Source organism: Pseudolysinimonas sp. (assembly GCF_031389465.1).
Lineage (GTDB): Bacteria > Actinomycetota > Actinomycetes > Actinomycetales > Microbacteriaceae > Pseudolysinimonas_A.
Genome location: NZ_JANMSQ010000212.1, coordinates 1 through 14,914, shown reverse-complemented (window position 1 = coordinate 14,914; position 14,914 = coordinate 1). Strand labels below are relative to the sequence as shown.

The 14,914-nt window shown below is 67.8% G+C and carries 16 protein-coding genes; 6 read left to right on the top strand and 10 right to left on the bottom strand.

What is annotated here, in order from left to right; genetic code table 11:
- A partial coding sequence (locus RMO30_RS08625; protein ID WP_309712032.1) for a multifunctional oxoglutarate decarboxylase/oxoglutarate dehydrogenase thiamine pyrophosphate-binding subunit/dihydrolipoyllysine-residue succinyltransferase subunit occupies positions 1 to 2,307 on the top strand: 2,307 nt, incomplete at its 5' end.
- Positions 2,308 to 2,317: 10 nt separating this feature from the next.
- Here RMO30_RS08625 and RMO30_RS08620 read toward each other — a convergent pair.
- The 5 genes from RMO30_RS08620 to RMO30_RS08600 form a co-directional block, all read right to left on the bottom strand.
- Positions 2,318 to 3,289, bottom strand: coding sequence for a branched-chain amino acid ABC transporter permease (locus RMO30_RS08620; protein ID WP_309712030.1), 972 nt, complete (start codon positions 3,287 to 3,289; stop codon positions 2,318 to 2,320).
- On the bottom strand, positions 3,286 to 4,140 hold the full coding sequence (locus RMO30_RS08615) for a branched-chain amino acid ABC transporter permease (RefSeq protein ID WP_309712027.1): 855 nt from the start codon (positions 4,138 to 4,140) through the stop codon (positions 3,286 to 3,288). Before RMO30_RS08615 ends, RMO30_RS08620 begins: the two co-directional genes overlap by 4 nt.
- Positions 4,137 to 4,817: an ABC transporter ATP-binding protein gene (locus RMO30_RS08610; RefSeq protein WP_309712025.1), complete on the bottom strand. Its 681-nt coding sequence runs from the start codon at positions 4,815 to 4,817 to the stop codon at positions 4,137 to 4,139. The genes RMO30_RS08615 and RMO30_RS08610 overlap by 4 nt, the downstream gene beginning before the upstream one ends.
- Positions 4,801 to 5,535: an ABC transporter ATP-binding protein gene (locus RMO30_RS08605; protein WP_309712022.1), complete on the bottom strand. Its 735-nt coding sequence runs from the start codon at positions 5,533 to 5,535 to the stop codon at positions 4,801 to 4,803. Before RMO30_RS08605 ends, RMO30_RS08610 begins: the two co-directional genes overlap by 17 nt.
- A gap of 65 nt (positions 5,536 to 5,600) precedes the next feature.
- Positions 5,601 to 6,818, bottom strand: a complete 1,218-nt coding sequence (locus RMO30_RS08600; protein WP_309712019.1) for an ABC transporter substrate-binding protein — start codon at positions 6,816 to 6,818, stop codon at positions 5,601 to 5,603.
- Between the two features lie 142 nt (positions 6,819 to 6,960).
- Here RMO30_RS08600 and RMO30_RS08595 point away from each other — a divergent pair, with 142 nt between their 5' ends.
- A complete protein-coding gene (locus RMO30_RS08595; RefSeq protein ID WP_309712015.1) occupies positions 6,961 to 7,428 on the top strand; it encodes a MarR family transcriptional regulator in 468 nt (155 codons plus the stop codon).
- 9 nt (positions 7,429 to 7,437) lie between these two features.
- Here RMO30_RS08595 and RMO30_RS08590 read toward each other — a convergent pair whose 3' ends face one another.
- Positions 7,438 to 7,674, bottom strand: coding sequence for an alpha-ketoglutarate decarboxylase (locus tag RMO30_RS08590; RefSeq protein ID WP_309712014.1), 237 nt, complete (start codon positions 7,672 to 7,674; stop codon positions 7,438 to 7,440).
- Positions 7,671 to 8,285: a sigma-70 family RNA polymerase sigma factor gene (locus RMO30_RS08585; RefSeq protein WP_309712011.1), complete on the bottom strand. Its 615-nt coding sequence runs from the start codon at positions 8,283 to 8,285 to the stop codon at positions 7,671 to 7,673. Before RMO30_RS08585 ends, RMO30_RS08590 begins: the two co-directional genes overlap by 4 nt.
- Before the next feature lie 71 nt (positions 8,286 to 8,356).
- On the opposite strand from RMO30_RS08585, the gene aroA reads away from it, so the two are divergent.
- From aroA to RMO30_RS08565, 4 genes are read left to right on the top strand one after another with little or no spacing between them, the layout of a single operon-like run.
- Entirely contained in the window at positions 8,357 to 9,655 is a 1,299-nt protein-coding gene (gene aroA / locus RMO30_RS08580; RefSeq protein ID WP_309712008.1) for a 3-phosphoshikimate 1-carboxyvinyltransferase, read from the top strand.
- Positions 9,634 to 10,701: a ribosome small subunit-dependent GTPase A gene (gene rsgA / locus RMO30_RS08575; RefSeq protein ID WP_309712006.1), complete on the top strand. Its 1,068-nt coding sequence runs from the start codon at positions 9,634 to 9,636 to the stop codon at positions 10,699 to 10,701. Before aroA ends, rsgA begins: the two co-directional genes overlap by 22 nt.
- Before the next feature lie 39 nt (positions 10,702 to 10,740).
- Entirely contained in the window at positions 10,741 to 11,529 is a 789-nt protein-coding gene (locus tag RMO30_RS08570; protein ID WP_309712003.1) for an inositol monophosphatase family protein, read from the top strand.
- Between the two features lie 17 nt (positions 11,530 to 11,546).
- On the top strand, positions 11,547 to 12,023 hold the full coding sequence (locus tag RMO30_RS08565; RefSeq protein ID WP_309712000.1) for a septum formation family protein: 477 nt from the start codon (positions 11,547 to 11,549) through the stop codon (positions 12,021 to 12,023).
- A 21-nt stretch (positions 12,024 to 12,044) separates the two neighbouring features.
- Here the strand turns inward: RMO30_RS08565 and RMO30_RS08560 are convergent, their stop codons facing one another.
- From RMO30_RS08560 to RMO30_RS08550, 3 genes are all read right to left on the bottom strand, one after another.
- A complete protein-coding gene (locus RMO30_RS08560; RefSeq protein WP_309711997.1) occupies positions 12,045 to 12,905 on the bottom strand; it encodes a fumarylacetoacetate hydrolase family protein in 861 nt (286 codons plus the stop codon).
- Positions 12,902 to 14,155, bottom strand: a complete 1,254-nt coding sequence (locus tag RMO30_RS08555) for a dihydrolipoamide acetyltransferase family protein (protein ID WP_309711994.1) — start codon at positions 14,153 to 14,155, stop codon at positions 12,902 to 12,904. Before RMO30_RS08555 ends, RMO30_RS08560 begins: the two co-directional genes overlap by 4 nt.
- Positions 14,152 to 14,914, bottom strand: a 763-nt coding sequence (locus tag RMO30_RS08550; protein WP_309711991.1) for a transketolase C-terminal domain-containing protein, incomplete at its 5' end; no start/stop codon positions are given. The genes RMO30_RS08550 and RMO30_RS08555, both read right to left, overlap by 4 nt.

The window sequence follows — 14,914 nt, the reverse complement described above, 5'->3', positions numbered from 1 at the left end:
CAGAACCCGGAGGAGCGCGCCTGGTTCCAGGAGCGTCTCGAGCGGCCGTACGAGAAGCCGACGAAGGAAGAGCAGCTGCGCATCCTCTCGAAGCTGAACGAGGCCGAGGCGTTCGAAACGTTCCTGCAGACCAAGTACGTCGGGCAGAAGCGCTTCAGCCTTGAGGGCGGCGAGTCGACGATCGCGTTGCTCGACGAGCTGTTGCAGGGTGCCGCGGAGGCGGGTCTCGAAGAGGTCGCCATCGGGATGGCGCACCGCGGCCGCCTCAACGTGCTCACCAACATCGCGGGCAAGACCTACGGTCAGATTTTCCGCGAGTTCGAGGGAACGCAAGACCCGAAGACCGCGCAGGGCTCGGGCGACGTCAAGTACCACCTCGGCACCGAGGGCACCTTCACCGGCATGAGCGGCAAGGAGGTCGCGGTCTACCTCGCGGCCAACCCGTCGCACCTCGAAGCCGTCGACGGTGTGCTCGAAGGTATCGTGCGCGCCAAGCAGGACCGCAGCGCTCCGGGCACCTTCAACGTGCTGCCGCTGCTCGTCCACGGTGACGCCTCGATGGCCGGCCAGGGCATCGTGATGGAGCAGCTGCAGATGTCGCAGTTGCGCGCCTACAAGACCGGCGGCACGATCCACGTCGTCATCAACAACCAGGTGGGCTTCACCACCCCGCCGTCGGAGGCGCGTAGCTCGGTCTACTCGTCGGATGTCGCCAAGACCATTCAGGCGCCGATCTTCCACGTGAACGGTGACGACCCCGAAGCCGTCGTGCGCGTCGCCGAGCACGCCTTCGCGTATCGGCAGCAGTTCAAGAAGGATGTCGTCGTCGACCTGATCTGCTACCGCCGCCGCGGTCACAACGAGGGCGACGACCCGTCGATGACGCAGCCGCTGATGACGACGCTCATCGAAGCCAAGCGCAGCGTGCGCAACCTCTACACCGAAGCTCTCGTCGGTCGCGGTGACATCACGCAGGAAGAGTTCGAGGCGGCCCACAAGGACTTCCAGGAGCGCCTCGAGCGCGCGTTCGCCGAAACCCATGCGGCACAGACCGGCACGATTCCGGTCGTCACCACTGACAGCCAGCCGGTCGCCGACCTCGAGCGCCCCGATGCACAGCAGGACGACACCGCGGGTGAACCCGAGACCACGGGCATTGCCCAGTCGCTCGTCGAGCAGATCGGTGACGCGCACGGCAACCTGCCCGAGGGCTTCACGGTGCACCCGAAGCTGCGGCAACTGCTCAACAAGCGCATGGAGATGAGCCGCAGCGGGCAGATCGACTGGGGTTTCGGCGAACTCATCGCGCTCGGCTCGCTGCTGACCGAAGGCACCCCGGTGCGTCTCGTCGGTCAGGACGCCCGTCGCGGCACGTTCGTGTCACGCCACGCGGTCTTCCACGACCGGGAGAACGGTCAGGAGTGGCTGCCGCTCGCGAACCTCGCCGACAACCAGGCGAAGTTCTGGATCTACGACTCCCTGCTGTCGGAGTACGCCGCCCTCGGCTTCGAGTACGGCTACTCGGTCGAGCGCCCCGACGCTCTCGTGCTCTGGGAGGCCCAGTTCGGCGACTTCGTCGACGGCGCCCAGACGGTCATCGACACCTTCATCTCGAGCGCCGAGCAGAAGTGGGGCCAGCGGTCGAGCGTCGTACTGCTGCTGCCGCACGGCTACGAGGGCCAGGGGCCCGACCACTCGTCCGCCCGCATCGAGCGGTTCCTGCAGCTCGCGGCCGAAGACAACATGACGGTCTCCCGCCCCTCCACCCCCGCGTCCTATTTCCACCTGCTGCGCCGTCAGGCCTACGCCCGGCCGCGCCGACCGCTGATCGTCTTCACTCCGAAGTCGATGCTGCGCCTACGCGGTGCGACGAGCGAGGTTGCCGACTTCACGGCCGGCAAGTTCGAGCCGGTGATCGACGACGCCCGCATCCACGACCCGGGCGCCGTGAAGCGGGTGCTGCTGCACGCGGGCAAGCTGCACTACGACCTGCTCGCTGAGATCGAGAAGCGGGATGACGCAGGCTCGTTCGCGCTGGTGCGCGTCGAGCAGTACCACCCGTTGCCCCTCGACGAGATCACAGCGGCGATCGGAAAGTACCCCGACGCCGAGATCGTCTGGGTTCAGGAGGAGCCGGAGAACCAGGGTGCCTGGCCGTTCATGCTGATGGAGCTCGCCCCTCGGCTGCCGCTCGGTCGCACTCTGCGGGTCGTCTCGCGACCGGCCTCGGCCGCGACCGCGACCGGTTCGTCGAAGCGCTCGGCAGCGGAACAGACCGACCTGATCACGCGCGCGTTCACCCTGTAGCTCCGCGCCCTCATCCCGCGTTCGTCGGCACGAGCCGTGCCCGGCGTCGCCGCCACGCACTCTGGATGCTCGGGACGATGCCGTTGGGCAGGAAGAGCAGCACGACGACCAGCACGACCGCGTAGCCGGCGAACTGGAGCGTCGGACCCGCGGTCGCCGGGAGACCCGGCATCGTGCTCAGGAAGTTGAGCGTCTGGAGCAGCACGGAGATCACCAGGACCCCGACGATTCCACCCCAGAGCGAACCGAGTCCGCCGACCACCGCCATGATGACGTACTCGAACGACTTCGATGGCGGAAACGAGTCCTGGCTCACATAGGGAATGAAGAACGCCGAGAGGGCTCCCGCGAAGCCCGCGAAGACGGCAGACAGCGCGAACACCTGGATCTTGCTGCGGAGCACCGGCACGCCCGACGAAGCCGCCGCCGTCTCGCTTCCGCGAAGGGCCCGCATCCCGCGACCGAAGCGGCTGTCGACGAGGTGCTGCGACACGACGAGGGCTCCGACGAGTACGGCGATCGCGAGGTAGACGTAGCCCAGCTGCCCGCCGGGAAGGAGCGGCGGGATGCCCATGATCCCGACTCCGCCGCCGAAGAGCGGCACGGTGCTCATCACCAGCTGCACGAGCAACAGCACGGCAAGCGTTCCGAATGCGAGGTAATGACCCCGCAGCCTGAGGAGCGGTGCACCGACGGCAACGGCAAAGATCCCTGCGATCACGGGTGCGGCGAGCAGACCGACAACCGGCGGCAATCCCAGTTGGCGACACAAGACGGCGACGGTGAGCGCACCGACCGCGACGAACGCCGCGTGACCGAGCGAGGCCTGGCCGGCGTACCCCATGAAGAGGCTGAGTCCCACGACCACGATCATCGACAGCACCGTCTGCATGACGAAGGTGAGGTCGCGCATCAGCAGCGGCACAACGAGAGCCGCGACCGCGAAAGCGGCGATCGGGATGTAGGGGGCGAGACGTCTCATTTCGCTTCCTCCGTGGTGAGCGAGCGGTGGCGAGCGATCATGACGACGAGCATCATGACGAGCGCGAGTTGGGTCTGGAACGAACCGTTGATGTAACCGGCAACCAGCTGCCCCGAAACTCCGAGCACCATCGCACCGATGAGCGTGCGGCCGGGGCTGCTCAGACCGCCGAACACTGCCGCCGCGAAGCCGCTCAGGGCGAGCGGCAGGTCGGAGTACACCGACAGCGGCAAGGTCGGGGCAAGGAGCACCCCCGCGAGCCCGCCGAGCGCGCCCGCGATGGCGAATGCGGCAAGTCCCATGCGACGGACATCGATGCCGACGAGGCGAGCCGCGCGCTGATTCGACGCGGCGGCCGACATCGCTCGGCCGAGATCGGTGCGCTCGAAGAACAGCCACATCGCGCCGAAAACGGCGAGCGTCACGACGACGATAAGTACTCGCTGAGACTCGATACTGACGCTGCCGAACGCGATCGAGCCCTCGATCCCGGGGGGCGAGACCGGGTTCTGACCCCAGACCAGGATGATGATCGCTGTTCCGAGGAACGAAAGTCCGAGGGTCACCAGGAGCGCCACGAATGCCGGCGTCCCGGGCCGCGACAAGGTCACGAGGCCGACGAGAAGCCCGGCCACGGCGGCGATGAGTACGGCGGCGACTTCGCCCAGCCCGTGCGGGATCGCCATCGAGAGCAGCGAGTAGGAGATCAGACCGCCGAGCACGGTGAGCGTGCCCTGGGTGAAGTTCACCACGTTGGTCACGCGATGCACGACGACGAAACCACTGCCGATGAGGGCGAACGAGGCTCCGACCGCCAACCCGGAGGCGATGTAGGTGAGGAAGGTGGTCATGGGGTCTCGCTTCGCGTCATGGCGGTGCCGAGGTAGATCGCGGCAAGCTGCGGGTCGGCGCGCAGGACATCGGTCGGCCCTTCGGCGACGACTCGGCCGGCCTCGATGACATAGGCGCGGGAGCACAAATCGAAGGCGAGATCGACCTCCTGTTCGACCAGCAAGATCGTCGTTCCTTCGTCGCGGTTGATCTCGCGCAGGTGCTCGATGAGCCGCGCCGCGATGAGCGGAGCCAGACCGAGCGAGAGTTCGTCGATCAGCAACACGTCGGGCCGAGCCATCAGCGCCCTGCCGATCGCGACCATCTGCTGTTGACCGCCCGAGAGCAGACCCGCCCGCTGACGCCGGAGCGGGCGCAGATCGGGCATGACCGCGTAGACGCGCTCGGTGTTGCGGTCGCGTCGCGGCATCCGCCAGGCTCCGAGACGGAGGTTGTCGTCGACGGAGAGGTCCGCGAACAGTTGGCGCCCTTCGGGCACCTGCGCGCTGCGTCCGCCGTTCTCGATCGTTCCCGATGCGGTCGGCACCACACCGCTGATCGCGTTCAGGGTTGTCGTTTTTCCGGCGCCATTCGGGCCAACCAGCGCGACCATCTCGCCGGCTTCGACGTCAAGGCTGACGCCGTCGAGAGCAGTGGCAGCGCCGTAGGTGACGACGAGATCACGAATGTGCAGCATGGTGGTCTCCCGTTCCCAAGTAGGCCTCGATGACACGAGGGTCGGCGCGGATCGCGTCGGGTGTGCCGTCGGCGATGACCCGACCGAGGTCGAGCACCGTGATCTGGTCGGCCAGTCGCATGACCAGTCCGACGTCGTGTTCGATGAGCAGCACGGTGACGCCGTCATCGTGAAGCTCCCGCACGAGTTCTTCGAAGGCGCCGCGTTCGGTCGAGCGCAACCCCGAGGCGGGTTCATCGAGCAGCAGCAGCCGCGGGCGGGCGACGAGAGCGCGGGCGAGTTGCACCCGACGTTGTTGGCCGAGCGGAAGGCCACCGGCCTCTTTGTCGACCCACTCCCCCAGACCGACCCGGTCGAGGGCATCCCGCGCGTCGGCGAAGATCTCCCGCTCCTCGCGCCGGTGGCGGCTGGTTCGGAGGATTGCGGCGGCGATGCCGCTGCGGGTCCGGGCGTGAGCCCCGACGGCGACGTTCTCGAGCACCGAGAGCCCCGGGAACAGTCGTGCTCCTTGGAACACGATTGCCACCCCGAGTTCGGCGCGACGATGAGGGGGAAGGCGGTCGATCCGCGTGCCGCCGAGAGCGATGGTGCCCGCGCTCGGCGTCAGGTGTCCGCTCACGAGGCTGAACAGCGTCGACTTCCCGGCCCCATTGGGTCCGATCACTCCACGCAGCTCGCCCTCGGCAACCGTCAACTGCACGTCGTCGGTGGCTCGCACACCCCCAAAGGAGCGTGAAACGCCATCAATCTCGAGCAGCGGGCGACCGCCTTCCCCGGTGTTCATCAGTCGGTGAGTTCCTCGAAGCGCTCGAGGCTGTACTCGGTCGCGACGAACTGTCCATCCTGGATCTGCACGATCGCCAAGCCGGCGGTCGTCGTGCCGACGTGGTCGGTCGGCGAGAACGCCTTCCGCCCAACGACGGTCAGCAGGTCGAGACCCTCAAGCGCGTCGCGGACGGCAGCATGGTCGGTCGAGCCCGCGGCTTCGATCGCGGCCTTGATCAACTGGAGCGCTGCGGCGCCTTCAAACGCGAACTGCGGCGGGTACGGGTACTCAGCCGCGGCGTCCGAGTCGGCCCACAGTGCGGCAAACTCGTCGATCTCGGTCTTGAGCGCGCCGGCCGGAAGGTCTGCTCCGGCAACCGCGAGGTTGCTGGAGAGGACGATTCCTTCGGCTGCCCCACCCAACGGACCGGTGTACAGCGTGCTCGCCTGCGCGCCGGTCATGTAGAGCTCCATGCCGCTGCCCGCACCCATCGCCGCGAACTGACCGGTGATGATGGCCGGCGGAGCGCCAGCACCCCAGACGATGAACGCGTCAGCGTTGGTCTCGAGCGCCTTCGTGATGAGCGGGGTGAAGTCGGTCGCGCCTTGATCGAACGGCTCGTTGAGAACGATCTCGATGCCCGCCTCTTCCGCGTACTGCAGCGTCGCCTCGCTGCCGCCGGTTCCGAACAGGTCGCCGCCGGTGTAGCCGACCGCGAGCGTCTCGATGCCGATCTCGCTGAAGTACTCGATCATCGCTTGCCCGTAGACCTCAGCCGTCGCGGGGACGACGAAGATCCACTCGTTGCTGCCATCGCCGTAAGCGCTGACCGGGCCGAGGGACAGCGTCGGGATCTGCGCCGCGATGGCGCTCTCCGAGATCGCGGCCGACGCGCTGACGAACGTCGACGAGACGATGACGTCGTATTCGCCGGACGCGGCGAGCTGGTTGTACTCGGTGACCGACTGGGTGACGTCGGTCGTGTCGTCCTTGATCGTGAGTTCGACCTGGCGACCGTCGATCCCGCCCTCGGCGTTGATCTTGTCGGCCATCAGTCCCATCGCCGCAGATCCCGGGCCACCCAGGATCGCGAGCGGGCCCGTCATCGGCAGGATGACGCCCACCTTGATCGGACCCTCGTCGGACTCGCCGGATGCACCGGGGGTGGTGCAGCCGGCGAGCGCTGTGATTGCAACCGCGGCCGCAGCCGCGATCACCCAAGATTTCCTCTTCATTGAGGACACTCCATTCTTCGTTGAAAGGGGATTTCGTAGTCAGGCTTCCTGACTGTCAGGATTACTGAGTATTGTCGATCATGGAGAAGTTTCCTGCTCACGTCAAGTGAGAGACTGAATCGACCGCAATGAAGGGGAGTCGATGGCCAAGCCCGGAGTCACGCCATTGATCGGAGACACCCGCCAATCGACGGTGCTGTACCTCATCAAGCAGGTCGAGCTGGCTATCCGGGCTCAGATCGACGAAGCGGTCGCCCCCTACGGGCTCACCGCGCTCCAGTACACGTCGCTGACGGTGCTCGCGCGGCATCCCGGCATGACGAGCACGCAACTCGCGCGCAACTCGTTCGTGCGCATCCAGACGATGGCGCAACACCTGGCGTCACTCGAAGAGCGCCACCTCATCCGTCGGGTGCGTGACCCCAAGATGAAACGCCAGGTGCTCGTCTTCCTCAGCGAACAAGGGCTGAAGATCCTCAACGACCTCGCCGAGCCGATCGCCGAGCTCGAGCGCCTGATGCTCGCCGACTTCACCGAGACCGACGCGAAGCGCCTGCGAAAGCAACTCGGCGCGATCCGAGTCGTGCTGAGCGGCACCGCCGCACACTGACCCCGGCGGTCAGACCTGCGGTTCCCCGAGACGTGTGAGGATCGCGGCGCGAAGCTCTGCGGGAGCCTTCTCTTGGCACGCCTTTTGCATCTTGAGGGTGAGCGTGACACCGACGAGGTGCTCGCCGGTGCAGTCTTCGCAGTTCTCGAGGTGGTCGGTGATGTCCTTGAAGTCCCGGTCGCTCAGTTCGCGATGCAGGTACTCCTCGAGTTCGGCCTTGGCTTTGTCGCAGCCGCAGTCGGTCATGTCGCACTCCTGGTGGTCGGAGCCGGAACGGTGATGCCGCGCTCGCGGGCGTAGTCAGCGAGCAGGTCGCGCAGGAGTCGACGGCCACGGTGCAGTCGACTCATCACGGTTCCAACGGGGGTCTTCATGATGTCGGCGACCTCTTGGTACGAGAATCCTTCGACGTCGGCAAGGTAGACGGCGAGCCGGAAGTCTTCGGGAATCGACTGCAGAGCCGCCTTGACGTCGCTGTCGGGCAGATGGTCGATCGCTTCGGCTTCGGCCGACCGCGTCGAGCGCCCCTGGGTGAGCGACTCGGCCCCGCCGAGTTGCCAGTCCTCGAGGTCGTCGATGGTGCCCTGGTAGGGGCCGCGCTGGTTCTTGCGGTAGGTGTTGATGAACGTGTTGGTGAGGATGCGGTAGAGCCACGCCTTGAGATTGGTGCCCTGAGTGAACGACGCGAAGGCCGCGTACGCCTTCACGTAGGTTTCCTGCACGAGATCGCCGGCATCCGCGGGGTTGCGGGTCATGCGCAGCGCGGCCGCGTAGAGCTGGTCCATGAAGACCAGCGCCTGCTCTTCGAAGAGGCGCCGGAGTTCGGGAGCCGGCTGCACCGGCGGGGTGTCGCTCATCGCCGTCGAGTCTAGTTCCGCAGGTGGCACGGGACGTTCGAGGAGGGCGGTGGGCATACCCTAGACAACCGATGGCTGACTCGACCTATTCCGCGGGCTGGGCGGCGCCCGTGGCGACCGCTCCCCTCGAAGCGCGCCTCGTCATCCCGGGATCGAAGAGCCTGACCAACCGCGAACTCGTGCTCTCCGCTCTCGCGGCCGGCCCGTCGACTCTGCACGCGCCACTCGTCGCCCGCGATACGGAGTTGATGGTGGATGCGCTCCGCGCCCTCGGCACGACGATCGACACCGCGCCCGACACCTGGCGCATCACCCCCGGTGAGCTGCACGGCGGCGTGGATCTCCACGCGGGACTCGCCGGAACCGTGATGCGCTTCATCCCGCCGGTCGCGGCGCTCGCCGACGGCGCGGTGACGATCGACGGCGACGCGCACGCTCGCAACCGCCCGATGCGCACGACGATCGACGCCCTCCGCGCCCTCGGTGTCGGCGTCGAGGACGGGGGGCGCGGATCGCTGCCCTTCACGATCAACGGCAACGGGATGGTCGAAGGCGGCGAGCTCACGATCGACGCATCGGCCTCGAGCCAGTTCGTCTCGGGGCTGCTCCTCGCCGCTCCCCGATTCCGCGACGGCCTGGCGCTGCGTCACGCTGGCGAGCGGCTGCCGAGCCTGCCGCACATCGAGATGACGATCGCCACCCTCGCGCGTCGAGGGGTGACGGTGACTCGCCCCGAGCCCGCGACCTGGGTCGTAGAACCCGGCCCAATCGCCGGGGCCGTCGTGCCCATCGAGCCCGACCTGTCGAACGCGGGACCGTTCCTCGCCGCGGCGCTGCTGGCCGGGGGCCGGGTTACCATCACCGGCTGGCCTGCCGCGACCACTCAGGTGGGCGACCTGTTCGCGACACTCCTCCCCCGGTTCGGGGCGACGGTGACCCGCGGTCCCGAGGGGCTCACCGTCGACGGGGGCGCGGGATTCCGCGGCGGAAGCACCTGGACGGGTATCGACCTCGACCTCACCGAGGGCGGCGAACTCGCCCCGACCTTCGCGGCCCTCGCCGCGCTCGCCACTACGGCATCCCGCATCACCGGTATCGGCCATCTGCGGGGCCACGAGACCGACCGCCTCGCGGCTCTCGTTGCCGAGATCACGGGCCTCGGCGGTCGGGTGACCGAACTCGACGACGGCCTCGCCTTCGAGCCTGCCCTGCTGCACGGCGCACCCTGGCGGGCGTACGCCGACCACCGGATGGCGACGACCGGCGCGCTCCTCGGACTCGTCGTGCCCGGAATCGTCGTCGACAACATCGCGACGACCGCGAAGACCCTCCCCGAGTTCCCCGCCCTATGGGAGCAGATCCGCTCGTGAGCTGGTTGCCGCCGGACGACGACGACGAAGGCTTCGAAGCCTGGGGCGAGTCGGACGTGCGCGTGCGGCCCAACCCGAAGGGCAACAAGCCACGCACCAAGACCCGGCCCGAGCACGTCGACGCGATCGACGCGCGGGTGCTCTCTGTCGACCGCGGCCGCTACACGGTGCTCGCCGACGAAGATGGCGCCGACGAGAGGGTTCTCACCGTCGCTCGGGCCCGCGAGTTGCGCAAACAGGCGATCGTCACGGGCGACCGCGTGGATGTCGTGGGCGACACGAGCGGCGACGAGGGCTCACTGGGGCGCATCGTGCGCATCCAACCTCGCACGACGCTGCTGCGCCGCAGCGCCGACGACACCGACGAGATCGAGCGGATCATCGTCGCCAACGCCGACCAGTTGCTCATCGTCGTCGCGGCGGCAGACCCCGAACCGCGCCCCCGCCTCGTCGATCGCTACCTGGTCGCTGCCTACGACGCCGGGATCGCCCCGATCATGGTGATCACGAAGACCGACCTCGCCGACCCCGAACCGTTCCTGCGCAACTTCGAGGCCCTCGATATCCCGATCGTCCGGTCGGCGCAAGATGCCTGGCCGCTCGCCGAACTCACCCCGCTGCTCGACGGACACACGACCGTCGCCGTTGGTCACTCGGGGGTTGGAAAGTCGACCCTCGTCAATGCTCTCGTGCCGGGCACCGATCGGGCAGTCGGCATCGTCAACGCCGTCACTGGACGCGGTCGCCACACCTCGTCGTCGACGGTGTCGCTGCGCGTTCCTACGGGCGGCTGGATCATCGACACCCCGGGCGTGCGCTCCTTCGGGCTCGGCCACGTCGACACCGCCAACATCCTGCGGTCGTTCGCCGACCTTGCCGTCGTCGCAGCCGAGTGCCCTCGCGGCTGCACCCACTTGCCCGACGCACCCGACTGCGAGCTCAATGAGGCCGTCGCCGCCGACACCCTGCCCGCCCAGCGGGTCGACTCTCTGCAGCGTTTGCTGACCACCCTGACGATCCGGCCGGGCGGCTCGGTCGTCGAGTAGTCGCGCAGCGACGTGTCGAGACGCAGGTAGCGTGGATCAGTGACCTTCACCCTCTCCGACGACCTTGCGGTCGCCCTCGTCCTCGCCGCCGAAGCCGACCTCGTCGCACTCGACCGCTACCGGGCGCAAGACCTCGACGTGCAGCTCAAGCCCGACCGTTCCCAGGTGACGGATGCTGACACCCGCGTCGAGCAGATCATCCGCGAACACCTCGCGGCCGCGCGCCCCGACGACTCGATCCTCGGCGAGGAGTTCGGCACGGAAGGTTCATCGAACCGGCAATGGATCATCGACCCGATCGACGGCACCAGCAACTTCGTGCGCGGGGTGCCCATTTGGGGCGCCCTGATCTCGCTCGTCATCGACGGCGTGCCCGAGGTCGGCGTCGTCAGCGCACCCGCCCTCGGACGCCGCTGGTGGGCGGCCACCGGCCACGGCGCCTGGTTGCAGCAGGAGGGCGGCGAACCGCGCCGACTGCAGGTCAGCGGAATCACCGAGTTCGCCGACGCGACCCTGTCGTACAACAGCATCAAGCACTGGGATCAGTACGGCCGACTCGACCAGCTGATCGCGCTGAGTCGCGAAGTCGGCCGGGCTCGCGCGTTCGGTGACCTCTGGTCGTACATGCTGCTCGCCGAAGGCGCGATCGACATCGCCGGCGAGTTCGACGTCAAGCCGTGGGACATCGCGGCGCTCGTTCCCATCGTGCGCGAAGCCGGCGGGCGGGTGACGGATGTCGACGGCACCGACGCTCTCGACACCCTCTCGGTGATCGCCACCAACGGCCTCCTGCACGACGGTGTGCTGGAGCGTTTGAGACCCTCTTAGTCGCTAGGATCGGGCGCGTGAACGCCTCCCTTAAGCGCGCCGTGAGCGCCATTGTCCTCACCGTCGCCGCCATCTCTCTGGCTGGCTGCAGCCTCCTGGAATCGGTCGTCACCGGTGTCCCGGAAGGCGAGCAGGATGTCTTCACCCTCAAGGTGGGCGACTGCTTCAACATCCCGGACGAGAATGCGACCGAGGTCGGTTCGCTGCCCGTCGTCGACTGCGCCGAACCGCATGACCAAGAGGCCTTCGCCGCAACCGACATGGAAGGCGACGTGTTCCCGGGCGATGCGGCCGTCACCGAAGCGCTCAACACCTTCTGTAGCGGAGACGTGTACACCCAGTTCATCGGGATTCCCTACCAGGACTCGATCTACTACACGAGCGGACTCACCCCGACAGCCGGCAGCTGGGAGACCGGCGACCGCGAACTGCTGTGCACCGTTCTCGCCGAAGAAGGCAAGACCACCGGCTCGCTCGCCGGCATCAACCAGTAGCCGCAAGACCCACGAGGTCGGCTACCCGGCGGCGACGAAGGTCTGCCGCTGGGAGCCGAGCCCGTCGATCGCCACCTCGACGATGTCGCCGGGGGCGAGGAATCGCGGCGGCGAGAAGCCCAGACCGACTCCTGGCGGCGTGCCGGTGAGCACGAGGTCGCCGGGTTCGAGGGTCAGGAACTGGCTGAGGTAGCGCACCAGATACAGCGGGCCGAAAATCATCGTCGCGGTTGAGCCGTCCTGCCGAGCCTCCCCGTTGACGACGCTCGTCATGCGGAGGTCGCGGATGTCGGCGAACTCGTCGGGCGTCGCGAGCCAGGGCCCGACGGGGGCGAACGTCGGCGCCGACTTGCCCTTCATGAACTGTCCGGACCGCTCCTGCTGGAATTCGCGCTCGCTCACATCGTTTGCCAGCACGTAGCCGGCGATCGCAGTGGCGGCCTCATCCTCGCTCTCGAGGTACATCGAGCGGCGGCCGATCACGATGCCGAGCTCGACCTCGTAGTCACACTTGCGGGACTCGCGCGGGACCAGCACATCATCGTTCGGCCCGGTCAGTGAGTTCGGCGACTTGCTGAAGATGAGCGGCTCCGGCGGCACGGGCAACCCGAGCTCGCGGGCGTGGTCGGCGAAGTTCATCCCGATGCCGACGATCTGGTGCGGCCGGGCAATCGGCGCTCCGATCCGCTCCCCGGCGAACCGCTCGACCCGGCCGGCGGCGATGCGCGCCTCGACCTCCGGCCTTAAGGCCGCGATGCCCGGGCCCCCGAAGAACGCCTCGTCGAAATCCGGGGTTACGTCGGACACGTCGATGTACGTCCGAGCGTCGACCCGCACGACCGGGCGCTCGGCGCCGCGTTCGCCGATTCGCATCAACTTCATGGAGTACTTCCGGTGAGCTCGGCGGCGTCGGCTCGCTCAAGCATCGCTCCGAGCTCCGCAAGGAACCGCGATCCCTGAGCACCATCGACGACGCGGTGGTCGAACGAGAGGCTGAGCGTCATCACCCGGCGCAGCGCGATGCCGCCCTCGAACTCCCACGGCCGACGCTGCGCGGCGCCCAAAGCGAGGATGCCGGCTTCGCCGGGGTTCAGGATGGGCGTTCCCGCTTCGACCCCGAATACGCCGATGTTGGTGATCGTGAACGTGCCGCCGGTGAGCCGCTCTGGACTCGCCTTGCCCGCCCGTGCCTCGGCGGTCAGCTCCGCCAGTGCGACGGCAAGTTCGGTCAGATCGAGGGTGGCGGCGTCCTTGACGTTGGGGACGACCAGCCCGCGTTCGGTGGCGGCGGCGATGCCTAAGTTGACGTAGCCGTAGTGCACGATCTCTTGGGTCGACTGCTCCCAGCGGGAGTTGAGCTCGGGGTGCCCGGCGAGCGTAAGACACACGGCGCGCGACACGATCGCGAGGAGCGAGATCTTGACACCGTCCGACGGGTCGGTCAACCGGTTCGCGAGCTCGAGCGCGGCGGTCGCGTCGATCGTGTGAAAGACCGTGACATGCGGAGCGGTGAAGGCGCTCGCGACCATCGCCGCGGCCGTGTGCTTGCGCACGCCACGGACCGGGATGCGCGTGACCGGTCCGGCGTCGGCGATGCGACTCGCGACGGCCGACAGGTCATCGCGAGTGATGAGCCCGCCGGGGCCGGTACCGGAGACGGACGCGAGGTCGATGCCGAGCTGGCGTGCCAGGTGACGCACGGGCGGCGTCGAACGAGGCCGCTCCTTCTGCGAACGACCGCTGGGCACGGGCGACACGACCTCGAGGGGAGGCAGCGCTCGGCGAGCTCGACGCACCGGACGCCCGTCGTGCTCGGGCCGGGCCCCGTAGCCGACGAGATTCGGCTCGGGAGCGTCACCCTCGACGACCGCTTCGGCAGTGCCGCCGACCGGGGTCACCGCGAAGGTCACGAGCGGGTCGCCGACGTTCACCGTTTCTCCGGCATGGGCATGCAGTGCCGCGACAATTCCGGCATACGGCGACGGAAGTTCGACGAGAGCCTTCGCCGTCTCGACCTCGGCGATGATCTGGTTGAGTTCGACCGCGTCGCCCTCCGCGATGCGCCAGGCGACGATGTCGGATTCGGTCAGCCCCTCGCCGAGGTCGGGCAGGCGGAACTCGCGCAGACTCATGCGCGGTCCACCCGGGCAGGCACCCGCCCGAGCACGCGATCGACACCGTCGAGGATGCGGTCGAGATCAGGCACGTGGTGCTTCTCAAGCCGCGCCGGCGGGTACACGATGTCGTGACCGGTGACCCGCACCGGGGCGGCCTCAAGGTGGTTGAAACAGCGTTCGGTGATCGTCGCCGCGATCTCGGCGCCAAGACCTACGGTCTGCGGCGCTTCGTGCGCGACGACGAGTCGGCCGGTGCGACGCACGGACGTCTCGATGAGGGGAAAGTCGATCGGCGACAGCGACCTCAGGTCGATGACCTCGATCGACACCCCCTCGTCGGCCGCGACGATCGCGGCATCGAGTGCCGTCGGCACAAGCGACCCGAAGGTCACGAGAGTCACCTGGTCGCCGGCACGCGCGACCCGAGCGGCCCCCAGTGGCATGTCGCTCGTCTCCTCGTCGACCTCACCCTTGACGTGGTATCGACGCTTGGGTTCGAAGAAGATCACCGGGTCGTCGCAAGCGATCGCCTGGCGCAGCATCGTGTGCGCATCCTGCGGGGTCGCGGCGGTGACCACCCGGATGCCGGGCGTGTGCACGAAGAGGGCCTCGGGGGAGTCGGAGTGGTGCTCGGCCGAACCGATCCCGCCACCGACCGGAATCCGGATCGTGAGCGGCAACGTCACCGCGCCGCGCGTGCGGGAGTGCATGCGAGCGAGCTGGGAGACGATCTGGTCGAAGGCCGGGTAGACGAAGCCGTCGAACTGGATCTCG

What these genes read in the sequence shown, in the direction of transcription:
- RMO30_RS08585 (WP_309712011.1), bottom strand. Translation starts at nt 8,285, where the DNA reads ATGAGCGACACCCCGCCGGTGCAGCCGGCTCCCGAACTCCGGCGCCTC.
- RMO30_RS08600 (WP_309712019.1), bottom strand. Translation starts at nt 6,818, where the DNA reads ATGAAGAGGAAATCTTGGGTGATCGCGGCTGCGGCCGCGGTTGCAATC.
- aroA (WP_309712008.1), top strand. Translation starts at nt 8,357, where the DNA reads ATGGCTGACTCGACCTATTCCGCGGGCTGGGCGGCGCCCGTGGCGACC.
- RMO30_RS08610 (WP_309712025.1), bottom strand. Translation starts at nt 4,817, where the DNA reads ATGCTGCACATTCGTGATCTCGTCGTCACCTACGGCGCTGCCACTGCT.
- RMO30_RS08590 (WP_309712014.1), bottom strand. Translation starts at nt 7,674, where the DNA reads ATGACCGACTGCGGCTGCGACAAAGCCAAGGCCGAACTCGAGGAGTAC.
- RMO30_RS08560 (WP_309711997.1), bottom strand. Translation starts at nt 12,905, where the DNA reads ATGAAGTTGATGCGAATCGGCGAACGCGGCGCCGAGCGCCCGGTCGTG.
- rsgA (WP_309712006.1), top strand. Translation starts at nt 9,634, where the DNA reads ATGGGAGCAGATCCGCTCGTGAGCTGGTTGCCGCCGGACGACGACGAC.
- RMO30_RS08620 (WP_309712030.1), bottom strand. Translation starts at nt 3,289, where the DNA reads ATGAGACGTCTCGCCCCCTACATCCCGATCGCCGCTTTCGCGGTCGCG.
- RMO30_RS08555 (WP_309711994.1), bottom strand. Translation starts at nt 14,155, where the DNA reads ATGAGTCTGCGCGAGTTCCGCCTGCCCGACCTCGGCGAGGGGCTGACC.
- RMO30_RS08615 (WP_309712027.1), bottom strand. Translation starts at nt 4,140, where the DNA reads ATGACCACCTTCCTCACCTACATCGCCTCCGGGTTGGCGGTCGGAGCC.
- RMO30_RS08595 (WP_309712015.1), top strand. Translation starts at nt 6,961, where the DNA reads ATGGCCAAGCCCGGAGTCACGCCATTGATCGGAGACACCCGCCAATCG.